The 15,157-nt window shown below is 69.3% G+C and carries 14 protein-coding genes; 6 read left to right on the top strand and 8 right to left on the bottom strand.

Annotation, left to right across the window (positions count from 1 at the left end):
• Positions 1-59 precede the first annotated feature (59 nt).
• Complete coding sequence (locus ACIRSS_RS23760; RefSeq protein ID WP_400898370.1) at positions 60-290, bottom strand: hypothetical protein; 231 nt, start codon at positions 288-290, stop codon at positions 60-62.
• Between the two features lie 797 nt (positions 291-1,087).
• On the opposite strand from ACIRSS_RS23760, the gene ACIRSS_RS23765 reads away from it, so the two are divergent.
• From ACIRSS_RS23765 to ACIRSS_RS23785, 5 genes are all read left to right on the top strand, one after another.
• Positions 1,088-1,228, top strand: a complete 141-nt coding sequence (locus tag ACIRSS_RS23765; RefSeq protein WP_400898371.1) for an SAM-dependent methyltransferase — start codon at positions 1,088-1,090, stop codon at positions 1,226-1,228.
• A gap of 150 nt (positions 1,229-1,378) precedes the next feature.
• A complete protein-coding gene (locus tag ACIRSS_RS23770; protein ID WP_400898372.1) occupies positions 1,379-2,626 on the top strand; it encodes a hypothetical protein in 1,248 nt (415 codons plus the stop codon).
• A 63-nt stretch (positions 2,627-2,689) separates the two neighbouring features.
• Positions 2,690-3,910, top strand: coding sequence for a sensor histidine kinase (locus ACIRSS_RS23775; protein WP_400898373.1), 1,221 nt, complete (start codon positions 2,690-2,692; stop codon positions 3,908-3,910).
• A complete protein-coding gene (locus ACIRSS_RS23780; RefSeq protein WP_400898375.1) occupies positions 3,907-4,581 on the top strand; it encodes a response regulator in 675 nt (224 codons plus the stop codon). The genes ACIRSS_RS23775 and ACIRSS_RS23780 overlap by 4 nt, the downstream gene beginning before the upstream one ends.
• 210 nt (positions 4,582-4,791) lie before the next feature.
• Positions 4,792-5,298: a hypothetical protein gene (locus tag ACIRSS_RS23785; RefSeq protein WP_400898377.1), complete on the top strand. Its 507-nt coding sequence runs from the start codon at positions 4,792-4,794 to the stop codon at positions 5,296-5,298.
• An 898-nt stretch (positions 5,299-6,196) separates the two neighbouring features.
• Here the strand turns inward: ACIRSS_RS23785 and ACIRSS_RS23790 are convergent.
• The 4 genes from ACIRSS_RS23790 to ACIRSS_RS23805 form a co-directional block, all read right to left on the bottom strand.
• The gene (locus ACIRSS_RS23790; RefSeq protein WP_400898379.1) at positions 6,197-6,415 is read right to left on the bottom strand and encodes a hypothetical protein; all 219 of its coding nucleotides are present in this window, start codon (positions 6,413-6,415) and stop codon (positions 6,197-6,199) included.
• Positions 6,412-6,948 (bottom strand): hypothetical protein, encoded by a 537-nt coding sequence (locus ACIRSS_RS23795; RefSeq protein ID WP_400898381.1) that lies wholly within the window; start codon positions 6,946-6,948, stop codon positions 6,412-6,414. Before ACIRSS_RS23795 ends, ACIRSS_RS23790 begins: the two co-directional genes overlap by 4 nt.
• 1,043 nt (positions 6,949-7,991) lie before the next feature.
• Complete coding sequence (locus ACIRSS_RS23800) at positions 7,992-8,786, bottom strand: hypothetical protein (protein ID WP_400898383.1); 795 nt, start codon at positions 8,784-8,786, stop codon at positions 7,992-7,994.
• A 211-nt stretch (positions 8,787-8,997) separates the two neighbouring features.
• The gene (locus ACIRSS_RS23805) at positions 8,998-9,204 is read right to left on the bottom strand and encodes a hypothetical protein (RefSeq protein ID WP_400898385.1); all 207 of its coding nucleotides are present in this window, start codon (positions 9,202-9,204) and stop codon (positions 8,998-9,000) included.
• A gap of 234 nt (positions 9,205-9,438) precedes the next feature.
• Here ACIRSS_RS23805 and ACIRSS_RS23810 point away from each other — a divergent pair, with 234 nt between their 5' ends.
• Complete coding sequence (locus ACIRSS_RS23810) at positions 9,439-11,757, top strand: tetratricopeptide repeat protein (RefSeq protein ID WP_400898387.1); 2,319 nt, start codon at positions 9,439-9,441, stop codon at positions 11,755-11,757.
• Between the two features lie 667 nt (positions 11,758-12,424).
• On the opposite strand, the gene ACIRSS_RS23815 is transcribed toward ACIRSS_RS23810, so the two are convergent.
• From ACIRSS_RS23815 to ACIRSS_RS23825, 3 genes are read right to left on the bottom strand one after another with little or no spacing between them, the layout of a single operon-like run.
• Positions 12,425-12,670: a hypothetical protein gene (locus ACIRSS_RS23815; protein ID WP_400898389.1), complete on the bottom strand. Its 246-nt coding sequence runs from the start codon at positions 12,668-12,670 to the stop codon at positions 12,425-12,427.
• 5 nt (positions 12,671-12,675) lie between these two features.
• Positions 12,676-13,926 carry a helix-turn-helix domain-containing protein gene (locus ACIRSS_RS23820; RefSeq protein WP_400898391.1) on the bottom strand — a complete coding sequence of 417 codons (1,251 nt, stop codon included), beginning with the start codon at positions 13,924-13,926 and terminating at the stop codon, positions 12,676-12,678.
• Entirely contained in the window at positions 13,923-14,855 is a 933-nt protein-coding gene (locus ACIRSS_RS23825) for a sigma factor-like helix-turn-helix DNA-binding protein (protein WP_400898393.1), read from the bottom strand. The genes ACIRSS_RS23820 and ACIRSS_RS23825 overlap by 4 nt, the downstream gene beginning before the upstream one ends.
• Positions 14,856-15,157: the final 302 nt, after the last annotated feature.

Here is a 15,157-nt window from a genome sequence, read left to right on the forward strand (position 1 = left end):
CACGCCGTGTTCCCCAGGCGTGGGTGATCTTGTGCTCATACGCGCACTCCGGGCGATGCTTACACATCGCCGCCGTTCGCGAGCTTCATGTGAGAGCGATAGAACGGGCTGCTCAGCTCCACGCCATCCGGCCAACACAGTGCCGCACAAAACGCCCGTGCAGACACCGACTCACTGATTGCGGTCGTCGACCATCGATAGCCCGCCGCTCGTGCCAGCGCCGCCGCGACGAGAACCCTGCCGAACCCGTGACGCCGATAGGACGAATCGACCTGAACCGGACCGATCACGCCCTCCGGTCAATCCCACACAACCACAAGTTGAGGCTGCCGATCTGCTGACTGCGCAGCTGCAGGACGATTTGCCCCACACCGGCCCTCCTCGTCGGCGGCCTCGCGGCCAGCACAAGCTCGGTGCCCGTCGGCGGCGTCTCGTGCGCGAACCGCAGATCAATCTCAAACCAAGTCGGCCTGGGCAAACCAAGCGCCTGGCAGAGGTTGCAACTCGCCGTCGGCACATACACCGAATGGTCGTAGCCCATGGTCCGCCCCGCGACATCGAGAACATGTCCGTTGAAACAGCGCCGGTGATGCACCGCCGGTCGCGCCGGTAGACCACTGTCTGACCCCGGACTGCAGCCCGCCAGCCCGCCGGTCAACGGTCACGCTCCAACCAGGTCCACAAGCAGAGGGTGCCGTGCAGGCGGTACCGGTGGCTGTAGGTCTGGGTCATGCCGAGGTGGGTGAGGTACTCCCCGCGCAGGCACTGGACAGGGACGCCTGCGGAGGGCCGGATCGGCAGGAGATCGCCGTACTCGCCGCGGGCGCCGGAGCGCGGGCCGCCGACTGTAGGTTCTCACTGTGCTTGACATGTCGATCTTGTATGACCTGGTGTTTCTCAGTTGTCTCACTGCGGCGTCATCAAGATCAGTCTCATACTCATGGCATTTCCTCAGCGGTTGGCACCGCGCAGTGGAGCTGGAGACGATGCTTCGATCACTTGCATTGGGCTTTCGGAAACGCCGCGACCTACCGGACGATGCTCGATCAGGGGCGCTCCGACGTGTGGCCGATGACCCGCGCCGGACATGGCGGCGGTGTTCGACGGATTCACGCTGATCGAGCCCGGCATCGTGCCGGCCGGCGAGTGGTGGCCGGCCGCGGGCACCGAGATTCCCGACCCGAAGTCGGTCGGCCTCTATGCCGGGGTGGCCCGCAAGACTGACTGACCGCACGATCCGCGGCCCCGATTTCCATCGGAGGTCGTAAGGCCGAGTTCCGGCCTGCGACGGATGTGCCGGACCACGGGTGGACGGAAGGGTTCAAGCCACGGCGCCGGTCGTCCGGCCGGCGCCATCGGCAGCACGAGGGAGTTCACCATGGTCGAGCACGCGAATTCGCAACGAAGGCGCCAGCGTAAAACGCTGTCGGTCCTCGCCGGGGCGGCCGTGGCCGTGGTCGCCGCCGCACTGGCGGTCGGTTCGGTGCCGTTCGCACGGGCCGAGGCATCGCTCGTGCCGGCGACGTCGGACGGCTGGGCCGGGATCGTCCGGGACGAGGTCACCATCCCGATGGACGGCGGGTGGGTGTCGAAGGGCGAGCTCACCTATCCGCGCGGCGCCGAGGGCCCGCTACCCACCGTGGTACTGCTGCACGGCAGCGGCAAGAACGACCTGAACGAGACCGTCGACACCGGCGCGACCCCGCTCGAGCAGGTCGCCCAGACGGCGAACCACCAGGGCTTCGCCGTGCTGCGCTTCAACAAGCGGGGCGTCGTCGACGTCGGCCCGAAGCTGAGCGATAATCCGGCCTTCCTCTATCCGGCCAAGCCCTATGAGCAGGTGGTGCGGGACGCGGCCGCGGCCGTACGATTCGCCGCGAAGTCGTCGCGGGTCGACACCGGGCGGCTGTTCCTGTTCGGCCACAGCGAAGGGACCCAGGTGGCGAGCAACCTGGCCGCCGCCCCACGGACCTACGGCATCCCCGGTCCGGCCGGCGTCGTCGAAATGGGCGTGGTCAGCGGTACGCCCCGCGAGGTGGTGTATTACCAGGCGGTCGGAGCGGGTCTGGGACAGTTGCACGACGAGTTCGACTTCGACGGCGACGGCCTGCTGACCGCCGACGAGATCACCAAGGGTCTGCTGGGTCAACCGGCCGGCACGGCGCAGCAGTTGCGCCCGCTGCTGCTCGACGGCGCGCACGACGACAAGGTCAACAGCCGGCTCGACGCGAACGGCGACGGCAAGCTGGCCATCGACGCCGAGGTGCGCCCGGCCGTGGAGGCCGCCGCTGGTTTCGCCGAGTACCCGAATCTCACGAACGCCCCGAAGGGCTTCGCCGACTACCTCGTTGACATCGCCCGGTTCCCGACCCCCGCCCAGGACCTGGTCCACTACCACGGCTCGGTGCTGCTGCTGAACGGCCAGACCGACATCCAGACCCGGGTGCGCGGTGCGATCGTCACCGACGTCGCGCTCACCACGGCCGGCAACCGCGACCACGAGCTCATCACCTACCCGGGCATGGGTCACTTCCTGAACGTGACTCCCCAGTACAACCCGGCCGAGGCCAACCCCGACCCGGTCGTGCTGGCCGACATCGGCAAGTGGCTCGCCCGGCACCGCTGACCATTCGCGGGTGCGGCCGCGACCCGGCCGCACCCGCACCGACCCCCCGAATCCGGACAGGCCATGACCGATTCCGTACGGCCGTGGGACGCACTCGGCCTGACCTCGCCGTTCCGCCGCGACTGTGCTCTCGCGGCGCTGGTGGCGCTCCTGTCGGCGACCGTGCTGTGGTTTCCCGACCCGACCGTGACCGCCACCGGCTTCGTCGTGCTGACCCTGCTGGCCGCGCAGGCGATCGCGCTGTGCCTGCGCCGGGTGCGGCCGCTGGTGTGCATCGCACTGGTGCTCGTCCTGCAGACCGTGCTCTCCGCCGTCGTACCCACCGGGCAGGGGGTGCGCGGGCCGGCCGTCGCCATCGCGGTCTACACCTGCGGCACGCTTCTGACCGTACGTCGTTCGTTCGCCCTGGCCGCCGCGGCGGCCGGCACCGAGATAGCCGGCTATGTCTTGTTCAGCGCGGTGCCGGCCACCTTCGGACCCGCCCCCGTGATGCAGCCGTCCGCCGTGGTCGCCCGCGCCGCCGGGCAACTTCTCGTGGCCCTGGCCGCCTACGGCGGCGCGGCCCTCATCGGCCAGAACGTCGCCATGCGCCGCCGCTACGCCGAACTCGTCGAGCTCCGGGCCGCCGAGGCCGCCCGGGCCCAGGCCGCCCGGGTCGAGTCGGCGCTGGCCGCCGAACGCACCCGGATGGCCCGCGAACTGCACGACGTCGCCGCCCATCATCTGACCTCGGTGATCGTGCAGGCCGCCCTGGTGGAACGCCTGGTGGAACGCGACCCTGCGGCCGCGCGCACCGGCGCGATCACCGTCCGCGAGGAGGGCCGCAAGGCGCTGAGCAACCTCCGCTTCATCGTCGGCGCCCTGCGGGAGGACGGCACCAACGGTGCCCCGGCGGCCGGCCTGGCCGGGATCGCCGAGCTGGCGTCCGGCCAGGGCGCCTCGCTGACCGTCACCGGGGAACCGCGCGACGTCCCGCCGGCCGCCGACATGGCCTTCTACCGGGTCGCGCAGGAGGCGTTGTCCAACGCCCGTGATCACGCACCGGGCGCCCCGGTTACGATCACCATCCGGCACCGCCGCGACGGCACCACCCTGCTGGTACGCAACGACCCACCCGCGGTCGTCGCACCACCCGCCAACGGCGACCGCCGCGGCTTCGGGCTGATCGGCATGCGGGAACGCGCCAAGCTCATCGGCGCGACGCTGACCGCCGGCCCGGCCGCCGACGGGGGCTGGCAGGTCGAACTCACCGTGCCGCGAGCAGAAGGGGAACCACCTCCGTGATCACGGTGCTCCTCGTCGACGACCAGCAGTTGCTGCGGGCCGGCTTCCGTTCCCTGATCGAACTCGCCGACGACATCCGCGTGGTCGGCGAGGCGTCCAACGGCCCCGAAGCCGTACGCCTCACCCGCCTGCTGCGCCCCGACGTGGTCTGCATGGACGTCCGCATGCCGAACGGCAACGGCCTCGACGCCACCCGCGAGATCGTCCACGAGATCGAACCGGCCCCCGCGGTTCTGGTCCTGACGACCTTCGAGCTGGATGAGTACGTGTTCGGCGCGCTCGAGGCGGGCGCCAGCGGCTTCCTGCTCAAGGACACCGAACCCGACGACCTGGTCGACGCCATCCGGCGGGTCGCCGCCGGCCAGGGCCTGGTCGACCAGTCGGTCACCCGTCGCGTGATCCGCGAGTTCGCCCGCCGCCGCCCCGCCGCCGCGTCCGCCCCACGCCCGGCCGCCGGCACCGCCGACGCGCTGACCGCCCGCGAGGCCGAGATCGTCAAACTGCTGGCCCAGGGCATGTCCAACGCCGAGATCGCCGCCGCCCTGGTCGTCGAGGTAAGCACCGTGAAGAGCCACCTCAGCCGAGCCATGTCCAAGATCGGCGCCCGCGACCGCGTACAGACCGTCATCTGGGCCTACCGCAACGGCCTCATGCCAGCAGACCCGGACTGACCCTCGACACCTGCGGCAGACATCCCATGTTTTCAAAGTCAGGTCTGGGGTTGAAGGTGGGCCCAGGCGGTGGCCTCGTCGTAGGTGTCAACGCTTGGGTGACCTGGCACTGGTTCGGCGGCATCTACCCGGCGTCGACGTCGGCTCGGACTAGGTCCTCAAGGAGCGCGATGTCTGAGCCTGCGGCTGGACCCCGGAGCCCGGGAGCGGTTGGCGGAGATCATCGCGAATCTGAGGGATCGGATCCAGAAGGCCAAGCTCAACGGTTGGCCGAGCGAAGTCGCCGGGCTGGAAACGAGCATGCAGGCCGCATCCCAGAAGCTGGTGAGCCTCGACCGGCATCGCGGATTTGGGTATGCCCGCGCTCAAGAATCCGTCTTGATTGGCTCATCCAGTCCGTCGACTCACCGGTCAGAGCAACGCGAACCCGCCTCACCAAGAAGGCAAGATGAACAGATGTCTTTGACCACGGCCGAGGCCACCTGGATCGGCGTCGGCATCGGCGGTGCGATAAGCGGCCTCACCTCCTGGCTCGTGCTGATCGGGACCCGACGGAAAGACCACCAGCACCGGATCTGGGATCGCACCACCGATCTCTACGAACACATTCTGTCCGAGGCGGCCAGCCAGGCGGCCACCCGAGACCTGAGGCGCGGCCGTTGTCGCAGGTCCGGCAGAGGGTGGCGCAGGCGACGTCGAAGCCGCCGGGCTTGCTGAACGCGGAGGTGACCGCGCGCAGGCCATCGGCTCCGCCGCAGCCGGCGCACGTGTCGACGATCGGGCAGCCGCTGGTGTCCAGCAGCATCTCGTCCGGCCCGGCGAACATCGCGTCGTCGAGCTCGTCGAAGTCGTCGTCGGGGCCCATGACGTGCGCACAAGATCAAACCCGCGGCCCCTGCTGCACCCGACCGAGCGACACCATCACGCCAGACTTCACGCGCCCGTGTCACCAACGACGCGTCACCGCTGACACAACGAAGGGCGCGGCCTCCCGGCCACGCCCACAGCTTCTCCGCGGCTCGCCGCGCGCTACTGACACTCGATGACGCCTACCGACTGACATCCCGTGACGTATCCCGGGTCAGCGAGCTGGCGCCTCGCATCGTTCGCCATCTTTTCTGAGCCGTCGCCACCTTCAGCGAGCCGGGACACCGGTGTCCTGGCTCGCTGAATCTGACGCCTGCGGCCTCTCTCGACCTGCGCGGACTCAGTTCCATTAAGACCTTTCCTGCTGGTCTGTCTCATCGAATGTGGTGCCAACGGAAGCAGACACCGAGGCCTCGTTGCCCGGTGCCGGTCATCGCCGACAGGAAACGTCCGCAGCGCGCCCCCGCCTGCGGCGCTGCGGCCTCGTGCAGCGCGAGGTCGGCGACGGCGGCGGTGCGCAAGGTCGGCGATCGTGCCGCCGTCGACGGCGTTGGGCGGGGGTGGGGCGACGACTTCTGCAGCTCGAAGTGCCAGCGCTGCGGACCCGGCGCGCGCCGGGGCCAGACGCTCCTTCCGGCGGGTTCGCGCTCCAGGCGTAGCCGGTGCCGGGGCTCGACGTGCAACACGGCACTGGGCCCCGATGCCCGAAGACACCGGGGCCCAGCTCGTTGCGTTGCACCGGGGAGGGCTAGCCGATGAGGCCGTTCAGAACGGCGATCGCCGCACCCGCGGTCCCAAGGCCGGCCAGCACCGCCCCTGCCACGTTTCGGTAGGCCAGGAACGTCAGGAACCCGGAGACCACCCCGAACACGAACCCGACCAGCAAGATCAGCAGCGTGCGCAGGCTCATGAAGGGCGGCTCACCCGGCCCCCCGGCTGCGGGAGGAACACTCGGTGGCGTGGTCATGCCAACTCCCTGTTGAAACGATCCACGGACTCCACCGCCAGGAAGTGGTTGACCTCTAACAGCCGATCGATGGCGTCTCGCCCTACGTACAGCGCGATAAGAAACTCCTCCAGCAGCTCCCGCTTCGGCAGCGTCTTACCGCTGAGCAGCCGGGTGATCGTCGAGCGCGACGTCGACATCATGCCGCGCTTGTTGATCCTCGCCACCACCGTCTCCACTGGGGTCCCCAGCATGTGGCCGCGCAGGATCTTGGCAAGCTCGGCTGGAGTACTCGCTGTGGGGGTCTGCAGCTCAGAGATGGGCAGACCAAGGCGTTCGAGTGCGGCCGCCTGCCAGAGGCTGCCCGCCGTCTCGAGGACGCGGGTGCTGCCCGACACCCCGACGACGATGGCCTTCGTCAGCTGCCAGGTCGGCAAACTAGTTCCGCTGACCGCTTTCGACAGCGATGCCGCGGAGTACATGCTCTCGTACGCTACTGAGCGCAACGTGCGATTACCAAGGCAGCGACGCAGGAAATGCTTGAGCGAGAGCATCGCAGAATCGGACCGCCCGGGGAGAACCGTGAATCGCCGACCGAGTTTCGCGGGTGGATCTTTCACGTTGGAAGCGCTATTGCGCTCCGGCGACAAGCATGCGGACATGAGCGTCCAGGCCTTCCGTCAGCGCCCGTCCAGGCGAGACCTTGTCCTCCAGTGAGCCCGTTAACCGCAGCGGCTTTGCCGACCGCTACGCGCGCTCCCCGGAGGACCTGAGCAGGGTCATCATCCACAACTGCGCCCGATAGGGCAATTACCCGAGCCTTTTTGTATATCCACCGTGACTCGCATCAAGATCGCGCGATCATTCTATTGTTTATTCCTTGGCTCACTATCAGCCTAGGATGAGAACGCCTCGTCGGGATTCCCCTGGTCAGGCGCATGGCCGGGACCGTAGTTGTTTCCTCTTTGCGTCAAACTCAACACAAAGTCACGTGAAAAGTGGAACGTAGTGCCGTCGCAGTCTCCTCAGCATCACCGTCCAGGCGAGACCACGACACGAGGCGGGTCGTTTGCCGCGGCCCCCCTCATCAGCTTCTGCCCGTGTGCGTACACGGCCGGGGCGGCATGTCCCGGCCGCCCGCACGGACGAGCTCGGGAACCGTACCTGGTCAACGAGCACCCCCCTTCGCTTGACGTGGTCGGTTCCACGTCGGCCAGCGCAGTTCGATACTCAACCCGACTGCGCTGCGGCCGCGCGGCGGATCCTGGTCGCCGCCGAGGCCGAGGGATCCCGCGCAATGAGGTCCTCACCGTCGTCAAGGCGGTGTAGACCGTCCGGACCGGCGGCGTAACGAGGGTGGCGCTGATCGACGGGCCGACGTTTCGGCGCCGGCGCCTGGCCCACGTCGTCGGCATCGAGCTGTACGACGCCACCCTCAACCCCGAGCAGGTCTACAGCGCGGTGGTCGGTGAGCTGCCGCCACGACGGACCTCGACGAGTTCATCGAGGTGCTGCTGGAGAACGTCGACGAGATGCCGGACGTCCCCGCCGCGACCAAGGAGCACGTACGGGTGTGGCGGACCTTGATCGCCCAGCGTTACGTCGAAGCCTTCCGAGGCGAGGCCGGGGTGAACGGCCGGTTGGGCCGGTTGGCCAGTGACCGGCGCGTCGTGGCCACGTCGAAGGTGTGCCGGCCGCGGGAGAGCGCTGCGGCGAGCCGGTTGAACGTCGCCTTGGACGGCAGTTCGACCACGCCTTCGCCGTGCTCGGCGTCCAGGCGCGCCTTCACCCGCCGCCGCAGGCGGTCCCGGGTCCCGGTCGACTCGTCGGTCTCCGCCTCGATCGCGGCCGCCATCGCCGCCAGCAGCCGCTCGTTGGCCCGGCCGAACGGCGAGCGGGTCCGCAAGGCCTGTTGGTCCAGCAGGCCCCACAACCCCTGGGCCCGGTAGCGGCCGCGCATTCGCTGCAAGGACCGCAGCGACGCGGTCTCCCCGGCCGCCCGGAGCTCGGCGTCCTTCGTCCGCTCCCGCTCGGCCAACGTCGTGGCCGCCGGGTCGAACCCCGCCCGCGGCGGCTCGGCTGGGTCGGCGCCGGGCAGCCGCCCGGTCTCGACCTCCACCACGTGCCGCTCCCAGCGCTGCGCCGTGGCGAGCACCGGCTCGGCCACCGCGTCCAGCAGCCCGACCGGCGGCAGCACCGGGCCGTCTTCGCCGCCGGCGACCGTGAAGTCCGGCGCGGTGAACAACGCCATCAGCGTGACCACCGTCGAGCCGCCGAGCAGGTTGTCCAGCCGGACGGTGAACCCGTCCAGTGCGGACACCGTGTGCTGCAACCCGAACGCCGTCACCGAGTCCCCGATCCGCAGCGTCCGCTGGGCGCCGATCGGGTTCACCGGGCCACCGCCGACGCGGTCCGGACCGGCATGTCTTTGCTCGGACGGATCCGGAAGCCTTCGACGTAACCCCGCGGCAGCACGTCCCATGCGGATTCGGCCTGCGCGGACTCAGTTCGGTTGAGATCACCTCGGGCGGGCGGGGCCTCGCTGGATACTGTGGCCTGTGAAGCGTTCCATCTTGATGATCGGTTCGGCCGACGTGTCGTTGTTACAGCAGTCCGGCTTGGTGCAGGTGGATCACCGCCGCGAGCACGCCGCTGCTACCGAGGAGAGCACCGAGCAGGATCTTGAGCAGGGTCATCGCCCGCACGGCACGCTGATGGTCGGTGGTCGTGAGCGCCACCACTGCGGCGGCGCCCGCGGCGGTGAGCAGCACCAGCGCGATGAGGGTGATCAACGGCGTCCACACGATCATGTCCTGTTCTCCCGGGTCGCGAGCCCGGCCAGTCCGTGCTCGAGGACCAGCCGACCAGCCCGGGACGGGGTCCGGCATGCGCTCCGAACCGACCCGGACGGCGGATCGCCCGGTCGGCGCGCAGCGACGGGCTGACCAGGAAGAATGCAGGGACACGCTGGCGGGAGTACGGTGTCCGGCACTGGCCGGCGACTGTCGCCGGACACCGTGTCGAGCAGTACCGCGGGGGTGGGCATGGATCCTGCGGAGATCACGACGCTGGCCCAGCTGGCCAATGCCCTCAAACAGCTGCGTGGGTCACTGTCACTGCGCCAGATAGATGCTGCCGCTGCAGAACTGCCGCTACGAGGCGGGCGGCAACCAGCGCTCCCGAAATCCACCGCCAGCAACTTGCTCAACGCCGAATCCGTGCCCGAGGCCGAGACGGTGGTCACGTTCCTGGCCGTCTGCGGCATCCGCGACACGGAGGCGCAGCGGCCGTGGCTACAGGCACTGCAGCGGGTGGCAAGCCAGCACCACAGGCGCCCGCCGGGAGCGATGCGGGTCCGCGAAGCGCGGCCGCGGGTGCTGGGGGTGCACGCCGCGATCCAGACCACCCAGCCGCCCGAGGACACGCAGTCCGGGCCACTGGGTGAGAGCGAGCTGCCGCCGTACGTGCAGCGGGACTTCGACGCCGACCTCCGCACGAAGCTCACCCTGGCCGGGCAACGAGGCGGGTTCGTGCTGCTGGTCGGCGACTCGTCGGCCGGGAAGACCCGCGCGCTGTTCGAGGCCGTGAAGGCCGTGCTGCCCGACTGGTGGCTACTGCACCCCCGCGACACCACGGTGCTGCGCAAGTTCGCCGAGCATCCGACCGGGCGGACTGTGGTCTGGCTCGACGAGTTGCAGGACTACCTCGACTTCGCCGGGGGCGTACCGGCCGGGCATATCCGCGAGATGATCGCGGCCGGGGTCGTACTGGTCGCGACCTGCTGGCCCGGCGAGTACCGCAAGCGCGTGGCGCTGCCTGAGGAGGGGCGGCCGGACCCGTACGCCAACGACCGGCGCCTACTCGGCCTGGCCGACGTGCTGCACGTGCCTGCCGCGTTCAGTTCCTACGAGCGGCGCCGCGCCGAGGACCTCGCCGGCACCGATCACCGGATCCGGGTCGCGCTCGACACCCTCGACGCTGGCTTCACGCAGGTGATGGCCGCGGGCCCGGAACTGATCCGCCACTGGGAAGAGGCACCCGCCTATGCCAAGGGAGTCATCACCGCCGCGCTCGACGCCCGCCGCGTCGGCGCCCACGCACCCCTCACTCGCGACTATCTCGCCGACGCTGTACCCGGCTACCTCAACGAGCGGGAAGTGGCCACTGCCCTCTCAGGCTGGCTCGAGGATGCTCTGGACTACGCCACCAGGCTGCTGCACGGCGCTACCGCCGCGCTGACCCCCGTACCCGCCGGGATGGGGACCATCGCCGGCTACCGGGTCGCCGACTACCTGCACCAGTACGCCCTGCACGCCCGCCGTGGCGAGCACCTTCCCGACACCGTCTGGCACGCCTTGGTCCGCCATCACCACCCCGACGACACCCTGCGCCTCGCCGACAACGCCTACGACCGCGGCCGCGACCATGAAGCTCTTACCCTTTGCCATCAGCTCGCTGGCAAAGACAACGGGTACTCCGCCGTCCGGTTAGTTGTGCTGCTGGCCGAGCGCGGGCTGGTTGAGGAAGCCATCCAGCTGCTGCGTGAACGCGCCGACAACGGCGACAAGCACGCCGCCTCCCAGTTAGCTGACCTGCTGGCCGAGCAAGGGCTGGTCGAGGAAGCCATCCAGCTATTGCGTGAACGTGCCGACAACGGCGACCGGTTCGCGGCCTCCCGGCTAGCTGACTTGCTGGTCGAGCAAGGGCAGGTCGAGGAAGCCATCAAGCTGCTGCGTGAACGTGCCGACAACGGCGACCTACGCGCCATCTACCGGTTAGCTGACCTGCTGACCGAACAGGGGCAAGTCGACGACGCCAACCAGGTGCTGCGCCCCCATGTCGACGACCGCATTTGGGTGGCCGCCTCCACAAGGGCTCGGCGGCTAGCAGAGCAGGGGAAGGTGGCCCAGCTGCGCGTCCTCGCCGACAGTGGCGACGAGGACGCCGCCTCCCAGTTGGCTGTGCTGCTGTCCGAGCAGGGACAGGTCGACGACGCCATCCAGATACTGCGGCGCCACGTCGACCGCCCTGTTGAGTTCACAAACGGTAATGAGATCGCAGCCGAAACGTGGGCCTGGCTGCTGGCGAGGCACGGACGGACGGAGCAGTTGCGTGACCGCGCCGACAACGGCGACAAGCACGCCGCCTCCCAGTTAGCTGACCTGCTGGCCGAACAGGGGCACGTGGAGGAGCTGCGTGAACGCGCCGACAACGGCAACCGGCGTGCCGCCGACCGATTGGTTGACCTGTTGACCAAAGAGGAACGGCTCGAGGACTTGGAGCGGGAAGTGGCGGCGGGAACGGCAGGTGCGGTCGCCGCTCTGCGTCGTGCCCGGTCCCTTGGGGCGACGCACGGCGATTGACAGCTGAAGCGTGGATCTCGCGTATGACGACGAGAGTTCGTGCGGCGGGCCCCCTCCTGTCTGCTCCGGACTGACCGCTTTCCACACCGACACGTACCCGGCCGCGGAGTCCGTGGTGCGGCGGGCGGTCCCTGCGTCCGTCGTCGGACGACGGATCAGCCGTCGAATGCTGTGCCAGGTGTTGATGACGGCGTCGGTGCTGGTCCTGATCGCGTCGCCGATGGGGTCGTACGGTTCCAGCGCCGCGGCCGAGGCCGCGGTGTCGATGGGCTGGAGTTCGACGCCGTGCCAGGGCGAGGTTGTGCCGCACTCGGTCTGGCAGGCTGCCTTCTTCTCGTCGATGAGGATCAGCGCCGAGAGCGAGCCGGCCGGGCGGGCGAGGCCGAGCTGGGTGAGCCGCTCGACGTCCTGTTGGTGCTGGCAGGTGGTCGGCTGGGTCATGACGATGCCTCCGGGCTGGTCAGCTGACCCTGTACGGGGTGCGGGGCGGGGAAGCCGGGAACTTCACCTGCGGTCGATCTCGTCCAGCCGCTCGGCGAGCTCGCCCGGGTCACCCGTCAGGACGCTGGCGTCGCTGAGGAACAGCTCGCCCGTGTCGCGCAGGTTCTGGTGCGCGGTCGCGGCAACAAGCCGCTCGCGGGCTTTCGGATCGGTGTCGGCGCCCGTGTCACGGACGATCCGCGCGGCGTGTTCGGCCAGCTCGATCGCGATCAGCTCGGCCTCGATCTTGCGTTGTGTGCCACCGCGGGCGACCGGGCTGTGCCTCGGCGATCTCGCGGATCAGCGCCCAGCTGCGCACCCGGAGCAGGGTGACCTCCACATCGAGGCCGATCCGCAGCGAGTCCAGCAGCGCGGCGTCGGACTCCCACAGCAGCTCAGTGATTCCCTGATCTCCGTACTCGGCTGCCGGCATGGTGCTCACCCTTCCCTGTCCCGCTGGTCGCCGAGCGGTGCGGCCCGATGGCGCCGGATGCGTTCCCGCACATGGCGGAGGTTGGAACGGACGTCCGCGGGGGCGATCCGGAGCGCCTGGGCGATCTGGGCGGGGGTGAACCCGTCGAGCGACCACGCGAGCATCATCCGCTGCTGGCCAGTCAGGGAGGCGAGCAGGTCGATGAACCCTGCGTGGTCGTCGACCAGCATGGCCAGCTTCTCGTCGTCCTGCGGGCCGCCGGGCGGCCAGCCCGCGCGCGCGTCGCCCGCAGTGTCGACCAGCCGCCCGGCGACGCGACGGATCCACGCGCGCGGGTCCTTGATGGCCGGCCATGCTTCCAGCGCATTCAGCATCGCCTCGGTAGCGACGTCACGGGCCATTTCGACCTCGTACCCGGCCTTGCACAGGAACGCCACCAGCCGAGGGAACTCGGCGCGGAAGAAGTCGTCGAAGTCGTCGACGACTTGGTCCGAGCTTCCGGGAGGAGCGTCGCTGTCCGGCGCATTCGCCTCGGTTACCTCGGCCGCGATGGGCGCGGACGGCGCCTCTGCATTGTGCCCGGTGATGCCCGTCGCACCTCGGCCGTGATCCGCTCCGTGGTCGCCAAGGGGTGCGAGGTCGTCACGGGCGGCAGACCGCCGCCGGCGTGTCGGCCGCTCGAGCGGTGCCGCCAGCTCGTCTCGCCGGTGCAACCACTGCTGGGCCTCATCGGGATCGGTGATCCCGCAGATCGGCAGCAGCCTCGCGAGGGCCTCACGAGGCGGCACGGCCTTCCCGTTCAGATAGCCGCCGAGAGTGGACTTGGGAACTCCGCTGCGGGCCGCCCAGGCCCGCAGGGACACGCCCGCTTGCTCGCGAAGACGGCGCAGCTCATCGGCGAACTCGGCGCGTGCTTGACGGTAAGCGACCGGGGACGGTTGCTGGCGCCGTTGGCTGCGGCTGACCGCGGCGGCGGCCTGTCCCGGTGTGGTCCGGCGCCGCAGCTCGCGTGCCTCGGAAGTGCCGAGGGTGGTGTCCTCCAGCTGTGCCTTAAAGGCAAGCAGTTCCGATCGTGCGGCTTTGACCTGGATGAACTCTTTGGTGCCGTCGGCGCGGGTGATGACCACGTCATCGATCTCCCGCATCGCCTCTTCACGCTCGGGGGTCGGGTCCGATACCTGCAGGTGCGCGAGGTAGTTGCGCAGCAACACGAATTCGGTGGCCACGTCAGGTTCGTTGTCGGAGGGGGTGCTCATGCCTTCCTCCGGTTGGCCTGCCGGCGCACGAGTTCGGTGCGGTAGCGGTAGAGCCGCTGCTTGACGGCCTGCTCGGTGACGTCGAGCTCGTCGGCGACCTCGGCGTAGCTTTTGCCCTGCAAGATGACCGCGGCGACCGCGTAGGCGGTCGCGGTGGGCTGGTCCTTGAGCACGTGCAGGTGTTCCAGGACCAGGGTGCGGCCGACCGCGACGTCGGCCGGGTCGTCCTCGACACCGGGTTCCAGGGACCGGCGGCGGTCCTTGACTTCCTCGCCGGCGGCGTCGGGCAGCCCGAAGGGCAGCTGGCGTTTCCAGTCGTCGTACTCCCTGACCCACGCTCGGAAGACGTTGGGGAAGGCGAGTAGGCAGGCCCCGATGAAGTAGGTCGCCAGGGACGCGCCCTTCTCCGGTGACCACTGCCCGCCTTCGAGGGCCCGTTCCTTGAACATCCGCAAGGCCATCGCCACGGTCTCCAGGGCGAGCTCCACCCGGTCGCCCTCGCCGGCACGGCTGGCCAGGTACTCGCGCGCCCCGTCGGAGGCCACGGTCGTCATGCCGCGGCCGCGGTTGGCGCACAGACCGTAGATCAGCTGCTTGCTGATCCAGGAGCGGATGACCGGGATGCCGTAGCTCACCAGCATGTTCTGGAACAAGTCGAACTGCGGGCCCGCGAAGCCGGCGGCACGCAGCTGCTCGACACGCGCCCGGTCGGCCTTGAGTCGCAGCAAGTTCTCCGCCGCACGCTGCTCCTCCTCGTCCGTCGGCCCGGGCAACGCGGCGCTGTCGGCGATCGCCTGCTCGATCGGCGCCAACGAGGTCGCGGACAGCTCGTGCTCGTCCTCGTCGGCCCAGGCGCACTGCTGGTCATGGTCTCCCGGTTGTAGGTGCGCAGCCGGACGCAGCGGCTGCCCTGCGGCCTGCTCGCTCACATCCGTCTCCTCCGCGCGACCTGAACTGTAGGACGACCCCCAAGGACCCGGGCTCGTCCACGTCGTCACCCCCGCTGCCCCGGCACTGCGCTCCTGCGTCGCTTGGCCGCGTCCGCGGAGGCGATGACGTACACGACCCCTCGTATGTCGGCGGCGGCCGCCGAGGTAACGGAAAACTTCACCAGATCTACCGTGACCCCCGTCACACCTGCTTTCCGTTACCTGACCTGCGGTTTCCGGACTACAGCCCGACAGAAGGCCGGGCTGAGACCCCGGGCACGACAACCTGCTGGAGACCATGA

The sequence above is a fragment of the Amycolatopsis sp. NPDC101161 genome (genome assembly GCF_044768185.1).
GTDB lineage: Bacteria > Actinomycetota > Actinomycetes > Mycobacteriales > Pseudonocardiaceae > Amycolatopsis.